At 50.0% G+C, this 15,342-nt stretch carries 14 protein-coding genes and 1 other annotated feature; of the genes, 13 read left to right on the plus strand and 1 reads right to left on the minus strand.

Translation table 11 applies throughout. From position 1 onward, the window contains the following. The first annotated feature begins 10 nt into the window (after positions 1–10). Positions 11–601, plus strand: a complete 591-nt coding sequence (yihA, locus tag ABC765_RS03345) for a ribosome biogenesis GTP-binding protein YihA/YsxC (protein ID WP_347980703.1) — start codon at positions 11–13, stop codon at positions 599–601. Between the two features lie 97 nt (positions 602–698). On the opposite strand, the gene ABC765_RS03350 is transcribed toward yihA, so the two are convergent. Then, positions 699–833: an SPJ_0845 family protein gene (locus tag ABC765_RS03350; protein WP_278764307.1), complete on the minus strand. Its 135-nt coding sequence runs from the start codon at positions 831–833 to the stop codon at positions 699–701. A gap of 142 nt (positions 834–975) precedes the next feature. Between ABC765_RS03350 and uvrC the strand changes: the two genes are divergently transcribed. From uvrC to hisD, 12 genes are all read left to right on the plus strand, one after another. Further along, positions 976–2,787 (plus strand): excinuclease ABC subunit UvrC, encoded by a 1,812-nt coding sequence (uvrC, locus tag ABC765_RS03355; RefSeq protein ID WP_347980704.1) that lies wholly within the window; start codon positions 976–978, stop codon positions 2,785–2,787. Positions 2,788–2,867: 80 nt separating this feature from the next. Further along, complete coding sequence (obgE, locus tag ABC765_RS03360; RefSeq protein WP_347980920.1) at positions 2,868–4,166, plus strand: GTPase ObgE; 1,299 nt, start codon at positions 2,868–2,870, stop codon at positions 4,164–4,166. Positions 4,167–4,202: 36 nt separating this feature from the next. Then, positions 4,203–5,129 carry a ribonuclease Z gene (gene rnz / locus ABC765_RS03365; RefSeq protein ID WP_347980705.1) on the plus strand — a complete coding sequence of 309 codons (927 nt, stop codon included), beginning with the start codon at positions 4,203–4,205 and terminating at the stop codon, positions 5,127–5,129. A gap of 11 nt (positions 5,130–5,140) precedes the next feature. Then, positions 5,141–5,974 carry an SDR family oxidoreductase gene (locus ABC765_RS03370; RefSeq protein WP_180305144.1) on the plus strand — a complete coding sequence of 278 codons (834 nt, stop codon included), beginning with the start codon at positions 5,141–5,143 and terminating at the stop codon, positions 5,972–5,974. Between the two features lie 62 nt (positions 5,975–6,036). Further along, on the plus strand, positions 6,037–8,352 hold the full coding sequence (gene recJ / locus ABC765_RS03375) for a single-stranded-DNA-specific exonuclease RecJ (RefSeq protein ID WP_347980706.1): 2,316 nt from the start codon (positions 6,037–6,039) through the stop codon (positions 8,350–8,352). A gap of 14 nt (positions 8,353–8,366) precedes the next feature. Beyond that, a complete protein-coding gene (locus tag ABC765_RS03380) occupies positions 8,367–8,885 on the plus strand; it encodes an adenine phosphoribosyltransferase (RefSeq protein WP_128513166.1) in 519 nt (172 codons plus the stop codon). Between the two features lie 209 nt (positions 8,886–9,094). Next, entirely contained in the window at positions 9,095–9,742 is a 648-nt protein-coding gene (locus tag ABC765_RS03385; RefSeq protein ID WP_347980707.1) for a DUF308 domain-containing protein, read from the plus strand. 11 nt (positions 9,743–9,753) lie between these two features. Beyond that, positions 9,754–10,965 carry an MFS transporter gene (locus ABC765_RS03390; protein WP_347980708.1) on the plus strand — a complete coding sequence of 404 codons (1,212 nt, stop codon included), beginning with the start codon at positions 9,754–9,756 and terminating at the stop codon, positions 10,963–10,965. Between the two features lie 105 nt (positions 10,966–11,070). Then, entirely contained in the window at positions 11,071–11,925 is an 855-nt protein-coding gene (gene hisJ / locus ABC765_RS03395; protein ID WP_347980709.1) for a histidinol-phosphatase HisJ, read from the plus strand. A gap of 43 nt (positions 11,926–11,968) precedes the next feature. Then, positions 11,969–12,201: a binding site (T-box leader), on the plus strand. Positions 12,202–12,272: 71 nt separating this feature from the next. Continuing rightward, a complete protein-coding gene (locus tag ABC765_RS03400) occupies positions 12,273–13,430 on the plus strand; it encodes an ATP phosphoribosyltransferase regulatory subunit (RefSeq protein WP_347980710.1) in 1,158 nt (385 codons plus the stop codon). Continuing rightward, a complete protein-coding gene (gene hisG, locus ABC765_RS03405; RefSeq protein WP_347980711.1) occupies positions 13,424–14,083 on the plus strand; it encodes an ATP phosphoribosyltransferase in 660 nt (219 codons plus the stop codon). Before ABC765_RS03400 ends, hisG begins: the two co-directional genes overlap by 7 nt. Next, positions 14,055–15,338, plus strand: a complete 1,284-nt coding sequence (gene hisD, locus ABC765_RS03410; protein ID WP_347980921.1) for a histidinol dehydrogenase — start codon at positions 14,055–14,057, stop codon at positions 15,336–15,338. Before hisG ends, hisD begins: the two co-directional genes overlap by 29 nt. Positions 15,339–15,342 lie beyond the last annotated feature (4 nt).

Consider the following 15,342-nt stretch of genomic DNA (forward strand, 5'->3'; position numbering starts at 1 on the left):
AAAATAGATTATGGAAGTTCATCACGTTGACTTAACGATCAGCGCGGTTGCTGAAGAACAGTATCCGAAGACTGACTACCCAGAGATTGCTTTGGTTGGCCGTTCCAATGTCGGCAAGTCTTCTTTGACCAATGCCTTGATCAATCGCAAAAACTTCGCTCATACCTCTAGTCAGCCCGGCAAGACACAGACGCTGAACTTTTATAACGTTGAAGATCAGCTCTTTTTTGTCGATGTCCCCGGGTATGGCTATGCCAAGGTCTCCAAAAAGCAGCGCGAAAAATTCGGCAAGATGATTGAGACTTATCTGACTACGCGTCCGCAGCTAAAGGGCGTAATTGAACTGGTTGATGCTCGTCATGCGCCAAGCGATGATGACGTGGCCATGTACCAGTGGCTGAAATACTACCAGGTACCGCTTTTGGTAGTCGGCACCAAGATTGATAAAGTCAAGCCCAGCGCGCGGACGAAATCGATTTCGCAGATTACCAAGACGCTGGGACTGACTGACACGCCGCTGCAGCTTTTCTCGGCCGAGACCAAATTCGGCAAGGATGAGGTCTGGCAGTGGATCGAAGCTCGCATGCACGATCAAAAATAGCCGCTTTTGATCAGCCAGTCATAAATCAGCAAAAAGGGCCCCATGTCCGGAACTGGCCGGATACGGGACCCTCTTGTTTTCTTATAATGCGAAGCGGTTATTGCTTGTTTTTGTCGCTGGTTTCTGCCTGGTCAGCCGACTTGGCCTTTTCCTTGGCTTTTTCTTTTGGATCGATTGCCAGGTCGTTGAACAGTTTTTCCAGCTTTTGATTGCGTTGTGTTACCAAACCCATGGGCTGGCCCTCCTTTAATTGCCGTTTGCAAATATCCTATCACAAACTGGAAATCACGTAAATCAACTTACAGGCGATTCTTTTGCGACCAGCTGCCAGTCTGTACTAGAATTAGAGATAATTAACTAAATGGAGGCGTTCGATGACCACACAGCGAGTGGAGCATAAACTGATGCTGCTGCCGGATAAGCCCGGCTGCTATTTAATGAAAGACATCAATGGACAGATCATCTATGTCGGCAAGGCCAAAAATCTTAAGAACCGGGTCCGCTCGTATTTTAAGAGCAGTCATACGGGGAAGGTTGCGGCAATGGTTGATCAGGTCGCAGATTTTGATATCATTACCACTGATTCCAATAAAGAGAGCTTTCTGCTTGAGATTACGCTGATTCAAAAACATCAGCCCTATTACAATATCAAGCTTAAGCGAGGAACCGGCTATCCTTACATCAAGATCACCAATGAGCGTGACCCGCGCATTGAGATTACTGGGCAGATAAAAAAAGACGGTGCCTATTATTTTGGCCCTTATCCAAACGTCTACGCGGCAGAAGAAACGCTGCACTTTATTCAAAAGGTCTATCCGCTGCGCCGCTGTCGGGGACATCAAGGACGCCCATGTCTGTACTATCATATGGGCCAGTGCCTGGGAGCATGTTTTAAAGAAGTCCCGCGTGAAGAATACGATGCGCAGATCAAAAAAATCAAGTCGTTTCTAAATGGCAATACTGCCAGCGTCAAAAAACAGCTGCTCGCAAAAATGAAACAAGCTAGTGCGGAGCTTGAATTTGAAAGGGCGGCTGAGATTCGCGATCAATTGCACTATATCGAGGTGACGGTTGAAAAACAAAAGATCATTACCAACGATAAAACGCCGCGTGATCTGTTCAACTTTTACATGGACAAAGGCTGGCTGAGCATTCAGGTGTTCTTTATTCGTCAGGCAAGACTGATGAAGCGAGAAAAGCGTCTCTTTCCGGTTGTCGATACGGCAGCTGAAGAAATGACCAGCTTTATTCTGCAGTTTTATAACCGTAAAAACAATATTCTGCCTAAAGAGATTCTCTTGCCAGCCGGGCTGCCCAATCATGAAATCAGCGAGATTCTGGGCGTACCGGTGCGAACGCCGCAGCGAGGAGAAAAACGTGATCTGATGCACATGGCTTATGAAAATGCCCAATTGCAGCTGAATGAGAAATTTCGGCTGCTGGAAATGGATCAGGCTAAAACCAGCGGCGCGATGAAAGAGATTACGGATGCTTTAGGCCTTTCAGAATGTCATAAGATCGAGGCTTTTGACCACTCGCATATTCAAGGTGCCGATCCGGTCAGCGCCATGGTAGTCTTTATTGATGGCGAACCGGTCAAAAAGCTGTACCGCAAGTATAAATTAAAAACGGTAATCGGTCATGCTGATGAGGCGGCCAGCACGCGCGAAGTGATTCGGCGTCGCTACAGCCGGTTGCTCAAGGAAGGCCAGCCGCTGCCCGATCTGATCTTTATGGATGGGGGCGAGATTCAGATGGACGCGGCCCGCGATGTCTTGGAAAATGAGCTGAATCTGGCAATTCCGGTCGTGGGGATGGTCAAAAACGATAAGCATAAAACGGCTGATCTTTTATATGGTCAAGACGATCATCACGTTCATCTTGATCCGCGCAGTCAGGGATTTTATCTGGTACAGCGGATTCAAGACGAGGTGCATCGATTTGCAATTACCTTTCATCGCAGCGTGCATACCAAACATTCGCTGAGTTCCCGACTGGACGAGATTAAGGGCGTGGGACCAAGAACGCGCAACAAGCTGTTAAAAGCGTATGGCTCATTGGATCGGATTGCTGATGCCAAGGTTGAGGATATCCAGGCACTAGGGATCAATCAAAAGACGGCCCAATTGATCAAAATATCTTTGCAGGGCAAGGCCGATGTAGCAAAAGGCAGCAGTCATGACTGATTTTGACGCCCGCTTGATTTTTCCTTATACTAGACTTAGCAGTCACTATTTTAAGAACGGAGAATATTTTCATGGCTAACATGTTTGTGGATCAAATAAAAATTGAAGCCCATGCCGGAAAAGGCGGTAATGGGATGGTGGCTTTTCGGCGCGAAAAGTACGTTCCCAACGGTGGTCCAGCCGGTGGCGATGGTGGTCGCGGCGGCAGCATTATTTTAAAGGTCGATCCGGGCTTGCGAACCTTGATGGACTTTCGCTATCATCGGATTTTCAAGGCTAAAAATGGCCAAAACGGGATGAGCAAGCAGATGACGGGAGCAGCTGCCTCTGATCTGATCGTGGCCGTGCCAGAGGGAACTACGGTACGCGATCTGGATACGGGTGCAATTATGGGCGATCTGACGCAGCCTGGCCAGGAATTGGTAATTGCCAAGGGTGGTCGCGGCGGTCGCGGCAACATTCATTTTGCCTCAGCCAAAAACCCGGCACCGGAAATTGCTGAAAATGGCGAACCAGGCGAGGACCGCTACTTGGAACTGGAATTAAAGATGCTGGCCGATGTTGGGCTGATTGGTTTCCCATCTGTGGGCAAATCAACGCTGCTTTCGGTCGTTACTGGTGCTAAGCCCAAGATTGCCGCTTATGAATTTACGACGCTGGTGCCTAATCTAGGGATGGTCATGCTGCCGGATGGTCGTGATTTTGCAATGGCTGATATGCCTGGCTTGATCGAAGGCGCGTCGAAAGGGGTTGGCCTGGGCTTGACGTTCCTGCGTCATATCGAACGTACGCGGGTATTGCTGCACTTGATCGATATGGGCAGCCAGGACCCCGAACAGGCTATTGAACGCTATCACCAGATCAACCATGAGCTGGCTGCGTATGATCCTGAGCTGTTGAAACGCCCACAGATCATTGTTGCTACCAAGATGGATCTGCCGGACGCTCAGGAAAACCTGGCACACTTTAAGGAGATGCTGGCCCAAGACGATACGTTTGCCAAGGTGCCGCCAGTCGTGCCAATCAGTGCGATTACGCATCAAGGCGTGCAGGGGCTGATGCAGATGACGGCGGATCTGCTTGATCAGACGCCAGCCTTTGACAGCGAGCACCATGACAAGCTGACAAGCGTCGAATATCGTGCTAAGGAAGCCGAACCAGACTTTACGATTACGCGTGACGATGATGGTACCTGGGTCTTAGGCGGCGAAAAGCTGACGCGCCTGTTTAAGATGTCCAACCTTGATCATGAAGACGGTCAGCTGCGATTTGCTCGTCAGCTGCGGCATATGGGCGTTGACGACGCGCTGCGGGCTAAGGGCATCGAAAATGGGGATTTGGTACGAATTGAGAAGTTTGTTTTTGAATTTGTCCAATAATTGACGATAATAGAAGACAGGATAGGAAAATGATTTATGCAGATTGAATTCTTAGGAACCGGTGCCGGGTCGCCAAGCAAGCAGCGCAACGTTTCCAGCATTGCCTTAAAGCTGCTGGAAGAACGCAACGCAGTCTGGCTGTTTGACTGCGGTGAGGCTACGCAGCACCAGATCTTGCGGACGACGATTCGCCCCCGCAAGATTGAAAAAATTTTTATCAGTCATCTTCACGGTGATCATATTTTTGGCTTGCCGGGTCTGCTCAGCTCGCGATCGTTTCAAGGCGGCAACGAACCACTGACGATCTATGGTCCCGTTGGCATCAAGGAGTTTGTCAAAACCGCGTTAAAAGTCAGCGAGTCGCGTTTGAGCTATCCCTTGAAATTCGTTGAGCTGCGTGATGATGGCGAGATTTTTAGCGACAAGACGTTTACGGTTTATACCAAAAAGCTCAATCACAAGATCGCCTGCTTTGGCTATCGGGTGGTTGAGCATGATCATCCAGGCGAATTGCAGGTCGAAAAGCTGCGGGCTGCTCAAGTGCCATCAGGACCAGTCTATGGGCAGCTTAAAGCCGGTAAGGTCGTTGAGCTGCCTGATGGACGAGTGTTGGATGGACATGACTTTATCGGCGCGCCGCAAAAAGGTCGGGTGATTACGATCATCAGTGATACGCGTCATACGCCAGCAGCTATTGAACTGGCTAAGGATGCCGACGTCTTGATTCATGAGGGTACTTTTGCCAAGGATGAGACCAAGATGGCGCGCAGCTACTACCATTCAACCAGTGGTCAGGCAGCAATGACGGCCAAAAAGGCGCATGCCAAGAAACTGCTGCTGACGCACATCTCGGCACGCTATACCGGCAAGGCGGCCTATCAGCTGGCCTACCAGGTTCGCGATATATTCCCTGACACGCGCGTCGTTAATGATTTTGATATAGTTGACGTACCATTTAAATAGAGGTGATGGCAATGATGAAGCGAATGAAGGCATTACGGATGCTGCGCAATAAGGTTGTTTTGATTACTGGCGGATCCAGCGGCATTGGCAAAGAACTGGCTTTAGAAGCAGCCCGACGCGGTGCAATCGTTGTAGTTTGCGCGCGTGATCTGGAAAAGCTCAATCAGGTTGCCCAGCAGTGCCTGATTCTTTCGGGTCGCCCATCATTTGCCTATCAGTTGGACGTTACGGATCCAGATCGGGTTGACGAGGTATTGAACACGATTCGACACGAGGTTGGCGAAATCGATGTTTTGGTCAATGCTGCTGGGCTGGGCGACTTTACCGCGGTTAAAAGCCAGTCGCGCACGGTCATGAAACGCATGGTTGACGTTAATTTGCTGGCATTGATGTATCTGAGCCGCTGTGTAGCTAAACAGATGATGGATCAAGGTTTTGGCGCCATTATCAATCTGGGCTCTTTGGATGGCAAGATTCCGACCCCGAATGCGGCTGCCTATTCAGCAACCAAGGCTGGCGTAATCCAGTTCGACAATATTCTGCGCATGGAAGTAGCTGACTATGGCGTTCAGGTGTTGACGGTCAATCCGGGCCCGGTTGCCACGTCGTTTTTTGACAAGGCGGATCCTGATGGCAGCTACCTAAGCAAACTGCCGCGCTGGATGATCGTGCAGCCGGCGGAACTGGCTAAGCAGGTTTGGGCTCATGTCGGCTATGAGACCCGTGAGATCAACGTGCCAGGCTGGACCTCCTGGCTTTCATGGGGCTACCAGGTGTGGCCGGGACTTGGCGATTGGGCAATCAAAAAGTTTTTTGACTATCAGCAAGACAAGCGCAGTCTATAAACAGACAACGACCGGGACTGAAACAGGTTCCGGTTGTCATGTTTTAAAGGAATGGTGAAATAATGGAAGCGCGCTATGCGTGGGAATTGTCCCAAAATAAAAACCAGCAGCTGGCAAAAGACCTTCAAGAACAATGTCAGCTTTCACCGCTGCTGGCACAATTATTGGTCCAGCGCGGCATTGATTCGGTCCAGGCAGCCAAGCAGTACTTGGATCCTCAGTTGGCAGAGCTGCATGATCCGTTTGAGCTGCATGATATGCAAAAAGCCGTTGATCGAATTCAAGCAGCCGTTGCCAATGGTGAAAAGATCGTCGTCTATGGTGATTATGATGCAGATGGCATTACCAGTACGGCGGTTATGTATGAAACGCTGGATGAGGTGGGAGCTCAGGTCGAATTTTTTATTCCTAACCGGTTTACTGACGGCTATGGTCCCAATCTTGATGAATACCAGCGCTTGATTGATGGCGGTGCTCAGCTGATCGTTACGGTCGATAATGGCGTTTCCGGTGCCAAAGAGATTGAGTATGCCAATTCACGCGGCGTTGACGTTGTGATTACCGACCACCATGAATTGCCGGCCCAGCTGCCTGAAGCCGCCGCAATCGTTCATCCTAAGTTTCCTGGCAGTGAGTATCAGGGCGGTGATCTTTCGGGGGTCGGCGTTGCTTTTAAGACGGCCTGGGCGCTGACTGAAGAGTTCCCTCAAGAGATGCTGGATCTGGTAGCAATTGGCGAACTGGCCGATCTGGTTGACGTTACTGGTGAAAATCGGGCATTGATTACCTGGGGACTTCATCAGCTGCGTCAAGGAATGCGACCAGGACTCCACCAGCTGGTTAAACTGGCCAAGCTCAATGAGGATCGGCTGACTGATCAAGACGTCGGCTTCGGCATCGCGCCCCGCCTGAATGCGCTGGGCAGAATTGACGATGCCAGTGAAGGCGTGCTGCTTTTAACGACTATGGATGATCGCGAAGGCAAAGAGATTGCTCAAGAAGTTGAAAATGCCAACCAAACGCGGCAGCAGCTGGTGGCAAAGATTACTGAGGAGGCCTTAAAACAGGCACGTTCAGCTGAAAATGCAGATCGCTCGACGCTGGTGCTGCTCGGGCATGAATGGCATCAAGGCGTTTTAGGCATCGTTGCCAGCCGCGTTGTTGAAGAAACTGGCAAGCCCACGATTGTTGCCAGCGTTAATGATGGTGATGAGATTGCCAAGGGTTCTGGACGCAGTCGCGACGGTTTTGATCTATTTATGGCACTGCAAAAGCATCGCGATTTGATGACGGCATTTGGCGGTCATGCACAGGCATGCGGGATGTCGTTTACCGTTGACCAGGTTGATGAGCTGCGGCAGGCCTTAGAACAGGAAGCCGTTGAGCAGGGGCTTTTCGAAGCAGGGGCGGCTAAACTGGAGCTGGCGGCTGAACTGGGGCCAGATGACGTCAACGAAGATCTTTATGATCAACTGCAGTGTCTAGCGCCGTTTGGTCCCGGCAATCCAGAACCGGTTTTTGCAATTCATGCTGATCAAATCAACAACGTCAAGACAATGGGCAAGGCTCAGGAACATCTGAAGTTTGAGCTGCGGGGACAAAAACGCAGCGCGGCCGTGGTGGCGTTTGGCAAGGCTGAGCTGGCGCCATTGCTGATGGCTGGCGTACCAGTGACGATTGCGGCTACGGTAGGGATTAATGAATGGCGTGGCAAACGGACCGCGCAACTGATGCTAAAGGACATTCAAACGCAGGGAACGGCAATTCTGGATCAAAGAACGCGGCAGCTTTTGCCAAGCATGTTTACGGAAACCGGCTATTATGTCGCCTTTGATCAGACGCTGCGGGAAAACATCGCCGGCCATGCCCATGGGACGGTTTTAAGCCCACAGACGGCCGTTAAAACCGACTTTAAGGATCAGCAGGTGACGATCGTGGACTGTCCGCCAAGTTTAGCGATGCTCAGTTCGCTTTGGCAAAATGGCGGGCAGCCAGCGATGATTCGGCTGCTGCTTTGGGAAAGAAATCCAGTCCGCTTTGGTTTGCCGACGCGCCAGCAGTTTGCGGCTTTGTATCGTTTCTTGCGTCAGTATCCTAAGATTGCCAACTATCGCCAACAGCAGCCGGCGATGGCTCGTTCGCTGCAGATGCCGGTTGAACAGCTAAATTGGATGATTACGGTGTTTTATGAGGCAAAATTTGTTACAATAAGTGATGGCGTTCTAAAGCTGACGGATCATCCCGACCACGTTGATTTAGAACAGACGAAATGCTATCGTCAGCATGCGGCTCATCTGCAAAGCGATCAGGTGCTGCTGTATAGCGACACGCGCACGCTGCGAAAATACGTTGCTGACTGGCTGATGGCAAACGAATAAGGAGAATATTTTAAATGGCTCTAGATCTTTATAAATATGTTGCAAGTATTCCTGACTACCCGGAAAAAGGAATCATCTTCCGAGACATCCTGCCGCTGATGGCAGATGGCGAGGCTTTTAAGCAGGCCACTGACGAAATTACGGCATTTGCTCGCGAACGGCAGGTTGACATGGTGGTTGGTCCTGAAGCACGCGGTTTTATCGTTGGCTGTCCGGTTGCCTATGAATTGGGGGTCGGCTTTGCGCCAGCACGGAAGAAGGGCAAGCTGCCACGGGCAACGGTCAGTGCTTCTTACCAGCTGGAATATGGCGAGGCAACGCTGCAGATGGAAAACGACTCCGTTAAGCCTGGTCAGCGCGTTTTGGTAGTTGACGATCTGCTGGCTACTGGCGGTACGATTGGTGCTACGATCGACATGGTTGAGCAAATGGGCGGCAAGGTCGTTGGTGCAGCTTTTCTGATTGAATTAAAAGAGCTGGAAGGCCGCAAGCATCTGCGCGGTATCGATACGAAGACGCTGATGGAATTTTAGTCGCTGCTCGGTTGTTTTTTCGTACAAAAAGGGTCCAACGCTCATTGAGTGGAGGACCTTTTTATTGTTATACGGCTGTTTTATAATGATCGTGCATCTGATCAGTCAAAAAGCTTAAATTATGATTGAAATAAAGTACGATCCGTAAAAAATTATTGTAAAGTAGTAATGAAATAGATTTTTATTTAATGATTACAAAGGAGCTTTCCATGATTTTCTTAGTTGTATTCGGTGCATTGATGCTGATCTTGAGTGCCTTTTATCTGGTTAATTCCTGGCAGCAGTATCGCCAGTGGGTGGTGCCAACGATCATGCTGGTCTTAAGTCTGGCAGCTACGGTTTATGGTACGATCAATCTGCCATATTGGCACCATAGTCAATCGGCACAGCAAACGACGAGTGCTGCCAGTTCAGGATCGTCGCTTAGCTCTGCGACCGATTCGAAAGCTGATTCAAGTTCCAGTTCCAGCTTTTCAGTCAATGGCACTACCGCGGTCTTCAACCAGCAGGACAGCGGCGCTACTCAAGAACAAAAAGAAATGTATCTGCTTCGTCAGCTGCAGAAGGCCTACAGCAAGATGGGCACCGTCAACTATGACAGCGACTCGAAAACCTATCAGATCATGCCAACTAATGAGAATACGGTTGAGGCTTTAAACTATATTGCCCAAAATCCGGATCAGGCTCAGCAGGCAGGATGGTCAAACCTTACCAATTCGCTTAACCAGACTTCGACACAGATTAAAAAAATCGTGGGCAGCGGCTATTCATTGAGCATGATGAAGCCCAACGACAATCAAACAGCGCTGTATACGGCTAAGGATGGCAAGCAGACCTACAGTATCGTCAATCAATAGGGGGCGAGCAGATGAAGAATCGTGATCGGCTGGTCTTAGTGACGGTGATTGCGTTTGGCTTGGCCATGCGTGCGCCCATCGTCACCATTCCATTGATAATCGACCAGCTTGCGCGCCAGTTAAAGACCGCAGTCGGCAATCTGGGAATTTTGACGACGATTCCGCTGATTATGTTTCTGCTGTTTTCGATCGTTGTCGCTAAGGAAATGACCAGATTCGGCCTGCGTCGCGCTTTAAATTTTGGCTTGACGGCGTTGGTCTTAGGCGCCTTGTTAAGACTGGACGTTGCCTGGCCAATGCTGCTGCTTGGCACGGTGCTGGTTGGACTGGGGATTACGCATCTAAACGTTTTGACGCCTTCCGTAGTTGCGGCCTATGAACCCAATCAGACCGCGCTTTATACCACGGCCTATTCAATGGCGATCATGGTCGGCTCGGCTGTTTTCAGTCTTTTGACGCACCCATTGTCGACTGCTTTTGGCTGGTGGTCGGTTTTGGCTGCATTATTGCTTTTGACAATGTTTCCCTGGCTGATGTGGCTGGCTTTCAGACTGCCGATGCCTAAGCGACCGCAGCCGGAGCGAACGATTGATCAGTCAGACAAGCTGATTGATGAGCCTAAATTAAATTCGACTGTCGCTCCGCTTTGGAAAAACCGCTATGCCTGGTGCTGTCTGCTGATGTTTGGCGCGCAGTCCATCATCAACTATACGCTGGTGGCTTGGCTGCCCGAATTGATGCGTTTTAACGGCATTTCAGGCGGTCAGATCAGCATCGTTTTGGCAATGTATTCATTTGCCGGCATGCCGGTTTCATTGCTGCTGCCCCGCTTTCTTGAAACCGCCACGCATCGAAGCCAGATCATAATGTCGATCGTAGTTGGCCTATTGACGCTGCTGGCAGCCGTTTTGATGTTTTGGCAGTCAACCATGCCGCTTTTTTATTGGTATTATCTGGCGATTATTACCGGTGCCATGACGGCCTTTTATTTCATTATGGCGCTGACGATGTTTCCACTTAAGACGATTTCGCCAGCACGGACGGCACAGCTTTCAGGTTTAACGCAAAGCGGCGGCTATCTGATTGCGGCACTGGGACCCTCGCTTTATGGGCTGGCCTTTAAGTGCAGTCCGTTGGGAACGGTTCAGATCTGGGCGTTTGCAATAATCGTTGTCTTATGCACGCTGGCCAGTTTTGTGGTCGTCAAAATGCCAAAAATCTAAAAATAAACTCAAAACAGTGGTTGTTTCGACCGCTGTTTTTTTATGCCTTGACGAATTTTAAGCCAGTCGCTAAACTGGAAAAAATTTTAAAAGGGAATGATTAGAATGCTTAAAATTGATGGCCACACCCATACTGAGCTTTGTCCCCACGGCAGTCACGAGAGCACGCGAGCGATGGTTGAACGTGCCATTGAGCTTGGCTTTGACGAATATTGGATTACTGAGCACGCGCCCATGCCAAAAGACTTTGTTCAACGGTTTGCCGGTCCAGCCGATGATTGGCAAACGGAAGGACTCAGCAGAGAGCAGGTTGACGACTATCTAAACTTAGCTGAGCAGCTGCAAAGTGAATATGCCGACCAGATCAAGATCAGCATTGGTTTTGAGATTGAGTATCTGGCAGGCTTTGAAGAAACGACGCGCGCCTTTTTGGATCAGTATGGAAAAAAGACCCAGCACAATATTTTGTCGGTACATTATCTTCAAGATGATCAAGGAAAATTTTGGGGAATTGACTATTCCACAGATGAGCTGCAGGCTGGTTTTGCTGATGAGCTGAAGACGCCGCAGCTGCTGTATCAGCGTTACCTAAAAACGGTTCTGGCCAGTGCCCGCTGCGATCTGGGCAGCTTTGGACCTGATCGGCTTGGCCATCTTAGCCTGATCAAAAAATATCAAGATTATTTCGGGCTGCCGGAAGTTTTTGATCAATCATGTCAGCAGCTGATTGATGAGATCATGACTACCGCCAGCCAGCGGCAGCTGAGTCTGGACTTTAATTCGGCTGGCCTTTATAAAAAATACTGCAACGATTTTTATCCCGGCAGTCAGATTGTCTTGGCAGCGCTTAAGGCCGGCGTACCATTGATTTTCGGCTCTGATGCGCATGGAATCGATCAGGTAGGACGTGGCTGGCATGCTATGAAAAATTTCTTAAAAGTGCTTGACACGATCAAATGATGAGAATAAGATAGCTACAACATCAAATGAATCTCATTATTTTTTAATGATGATGACCCGGAGAGTAGCTGTCGTGGATTATTGAGAGAGTCTCGCTAAGTTGGGAAGAGATTGGTTGCGACAGTGAACCACACCGGTGAGTCGATCAGCTGAAATTGTTGTCAGTAGGCTGTTCCGGGACCACTCGTTATTAGGGCTGAATTTTATCCAGCATGAGGATCGTTTCGCAAGGGGCGATCGAATTTGAGGTGGGACCACGCGAAAAGCGTCCTCTTTGTCCAGATGGGCAGAGAGGACGCTTTTTTACATAAAAAATAAATGAGCAAAAAATGAGAGGAGGCATTATCATGATGAGCAGCATTGCTTTACCGGCTGGCTTGCGCGATCAGTTTGGCACGGAGGCAGAATCAAAGGATCAAATCAGTGCCTGGCTGATGAAAAATCTGCGCAATCGCGGCTATCGACGCATCATTACGCCAATCGTGGAACGACGGGATCTGTTTGCCGAGTTCAATATGCAAAGCGAGCAGTATCGGGTGATTGATCCGGCTGGCGATGAGCTGGTCTTGAGACCGGATCTGACGTTGCCGGTTGCCAGGTTCCTGGCGACGACCAGCGTTAAGCTCCCCCAAAAGATCTATTATCTGGGCGAGCGGTTTCAAGCAGCGCCTGAGCTTTCAGGTGGGCAAAACGAGCAGACGCAGGCTGGTATCGAATTAATCGGCTATGGTTCATTGAAGGCAGAAATGGAAGGCGTGATCTTAATGCATCAGCTGAACCGCCACCTGCTGGACAACCAGTTAACGATTGAGCTGGGACATGCCAGACTGGTCGATGCGATTCTAAATGCGCTAAAACTGGATGAAGAACTGCAGCAGCAATTGGCACAGGCGCTTTATCACAAAAACTTTCCGGCCTATGAAAAACTGCTCAGACAGGTTGATGCCCCTCAGACAATGCCGTTTCTGCGTAAATGGCCATGGCTGTTCGGTACGCTGGCAGAGGTAAATGACATGCTGGCAGAAGTCAAGGTTCCGAAGCCGGCTCGTCGGCTGCTTGATCAGCTCAAGACGGTGGCTGAGTTTGCTGGTGAGCTGGCCGATCAGCAGGTAATTGTCGATCTCAGCAGTGCGGTGCCGCAAAAATACTATACGGGCATCGTTATGAAAGGCTATGTAGAAAAGACGACTAGCGCCTATCTGATCAGCGGCGGCCGCTACAACCGCCTTTTAGCCAACTTCCAGTCACAATTGGAGCCCGCGGTTGGCTTGGGAATCAACATTGATGCTTTAGCTGAGGCCGCAGCGCTAAAACCGGTCAAAAAACAGCCGGTCTTTGTCTATGCACCGTTTGAGCTTCTTGGCCAGGCCGCAGCACTGGTCGAAAAGCACGGCAACTACTCGCTGGCTTTGGCCGATTCGTTGCAGGAGGCTTCGCAGCAGGCCCAAACGGCGGGAGCGAAACTGGTCGTCTTGGATGCAGAAAAGGGGATGAAAGAATGCTGAGAATCGCGCTGACCAAAGGAAGAGTCGAAAAGAAATTCATTCCGCTTTTGGAGAAATGCAATATTGACTGTCAGCCCTTGATTGATAAGCAGCGCCGCTTGATCATCAATCTGGGCGATCAGTATCAGATCATTCTGGTAAAAGGTGAAGACGTCTGCACCTATCTAAGAAAAGGAGCGGTTGATCTGGGCGTCGTAGGCAGCGATGTTTTAGAAGAGCAGGGAGCCGATGAGCAGGTAAACGAGCTGCTGGATCTAAATACCGGTCGCTGTCAGTTTATCGTCGCTGCAAAAAGCGATTTTGACTGGAATCAGCCTCGTCGCAAGGTTATCGGCACTAAGTATCCCAATGTGGCGCGCCGCTGGTTTGCCAGCCAAGGCGAAGACGTCGAGATCATCAAGATTGCCGGCTCGGTTGAACTGGCACCGCTGACTGGCTTGGCCGATGCCATCGTTGACCTGACTGAAACCGGAACGACGCTGCGGGTTAATCACCTGGTCGTGCATGACTGGCTGGACGTAATCACGAGTCGGCTGGTGGCTAATCCGGTTGCTTTAAAGCAGAAGCGTGATGAGATATTTGCATTGACGAATCAATTAAGACAGGCAATGGAGGAAGAGTATGATGAAGATTTACGAAAAGTCACTGAATGAAATGAAACGAATCGTTGCTCGCTATACCGAACAGACCATTGATTTTGAGATTGAAAAAACGGTCAGCGAGATTATTCAAAACGTTGCTCAAAACGGTGATCAGGCCGTTCGCGACTATGAGCGCAAGTTTGATAACGTCAATCTGGCAGATTTTTCAATTCCTGCCTTTCAGCTTGATCAGGCGCTGGATGCGATTGATGATGACTTGCGGGCGGCTTTGGAACTGGCTAAGCAAAACATTACCAGTTTTCACAAACAAGAAATCGAAAACAGCTTTGTTGACGTCAGCACGCCAGGCATCATGCGCGGTGAAAAGATTACGCCATTGGCCAGCGTGGGACTGTATGTGCCAGGCGGAACGGCAGCTTATCCATCAACTATTCTGATGTGCGGCATTCCAGCCAAATTAGCGGGAGTCAAGCGGGTCGTCATGGTAACGCCGCCACAGCCAGCTGGCATCAATCCAGCGGTCTTGGCAGCTGCCCGACTGGCTGGCGTCGATGAGGTCTATCAGGTTGGCGGGGCTCAGGCCATTGCTGCTTTAGCCTATGGTACGGAAACCATCCCCGCTGTTGATAAGATTATGGGGCCCGGCAACATCTTTGTGGCAACGGCCAAAAAGCAGGTGTTTGGCAAGGTAGCCATTGATATGGTGGCCGGTCCGTCTGAAATCGGCATCCTGGCTGATGACAGTGCCGATGCCAAAGAAATCGCGGCCGATCTTTTGTCACAGGCTGAACACGACAAGCGGGCTCGGGCCATGCTGATCACCAACAGCAAGTCGCTTGCCGAAGCCGTTTCTAAAGAAGTTGATCGTCAATTGAGCACTTTGCCGCGTCAAGAGATTGCCCGGACTTCCATTGAGGATCGCGGCTTTATTGCGGTGATGGAAAATACGGCTGAGATGTTTGAACTGATGAACGACGTAGCTCCTGAACACTTGGAGGTCCAATTGGCAAATCCAACGCAGTACCTGGGTCTGATCAAAAATGCCGGTTCGGTTTTCCTGGGCCGCTACGCCAGCGAGCCTTTGGGGGATTACGTTGCCGGACCAAACCACGTGCTGCCAACTGGTGGAACGGCGCGTTTTGCCTCGCCGCTGGGAGTTTATGATTTTGTCAAGCGGACTCAGTTTATTCAGTTTGATCGTCAAAATCTTAAAGCCGATCTCAAAGCTGTTACCAAGTTGGCGCGTACGGAAGGTTTAGAAGCTCACGCCCGCGCTATTGAAGCCAGATTTGACAAGGAGGACTGATCAA

It is taken from the genome of Limosilactobacillus sp. WILCCON 0051, assembly GCF_039955095.1.
GTDB lineage: Bacteria > Bacillota > Bacilli > Lactobacillales > Lactobacillaceae > Limosilactobacillus > Limosilactobacillus allomucosae.

Coding starts and splice junctions, on each gene's coding strand:
- ABC765_RS03350 (WP_278764307.1), bottom strand. CDS start 833: ATGGGTTTGGTAACACAACGCAATCAAAAGCTGGAAAAACTGTTCAAC.
- ABC765_RS03385 (WP_347980707.1), top strand. CDS start 9,095: ATGATTTTCTTAGTTGTATTCGGTGCATTGATGCTGATCTTGAGTGCC.
- ABC765_RS03370 (WP_180305144.1), top strand. CDS start 5,141: ATGATGAAGCGAATGAAGGCATTACGGATGCTGCGCAATAAGGTTGTT.
- ABC765_RS03400 (WP_347980710.1), top strand. CDS start 12,273: ATGATGAGCAGCATTGCTTTACCGGCTGGCTTGCGCGATCAGTTTGGC.
- obgE (WP_347980920.1), top strand. CDS start 2,868: ATGTTTGTGGATCAAATAAAAATTGAAGCCCATGCCGGAAAAGGCGGT.
- uvrC (WP_347980704.1), top strand. CDS start 976: ATGACCACACAGCGAGTGGAGCATAAACTGATGCTGCTGCCGGATAAG.
- ABC765_RS03380 (WP_128513166.1), top strand. CDS start 8,367: ATGGCTCTAGATCTTTATAAATATGTTGCAAGTATTCCTGACTACCCG.
- yihA (WP_347980703.1), top strand. CDS start 11: ATGGAAGTTCATCACGTTGACTTAACGATCAGCGCGGTTGCTGAAGAA.
- ABC765_RS03390 (WP_347980708.1), top strand. CDS start 9,754: ATGAAGAATCGTGATCGGCTGGTCTTAGTGACGGTGATTGCGTTTGGC.
- hisJ (WP_347980709.1), top strand. CDS start 11,071: ATGCTTAAAATTGATGGCCACACCCATACTGAGCTTTGTCCCCACGGC.
- rnz (WP_347980705.1), top strand. CDS start 4,203: ATGCAGATTGAATTCTTAGGAACCGGTGCCGGGTCGCCAAGCAAGCAG.
- recJ (WP_347980706.1), top strand. CDS start 6,037: ATGGAAGCGCGCTATGCGTGGGAATTGTCCCAAAATAAAAACCAGCAG.
- hisD (WP_347980921.1), top strand. CDS start 14,055: ATGAAGATTTACGAAAAGTCACTGAATGAAATGAAACGAATCGTTGCT.
- hisG (WP_347980711.1), top strand. CDS start 13,424: ATGCTGAGAATCGCGCTGACCAAAGGAAGAGTCGAAAAGAAATTCATT.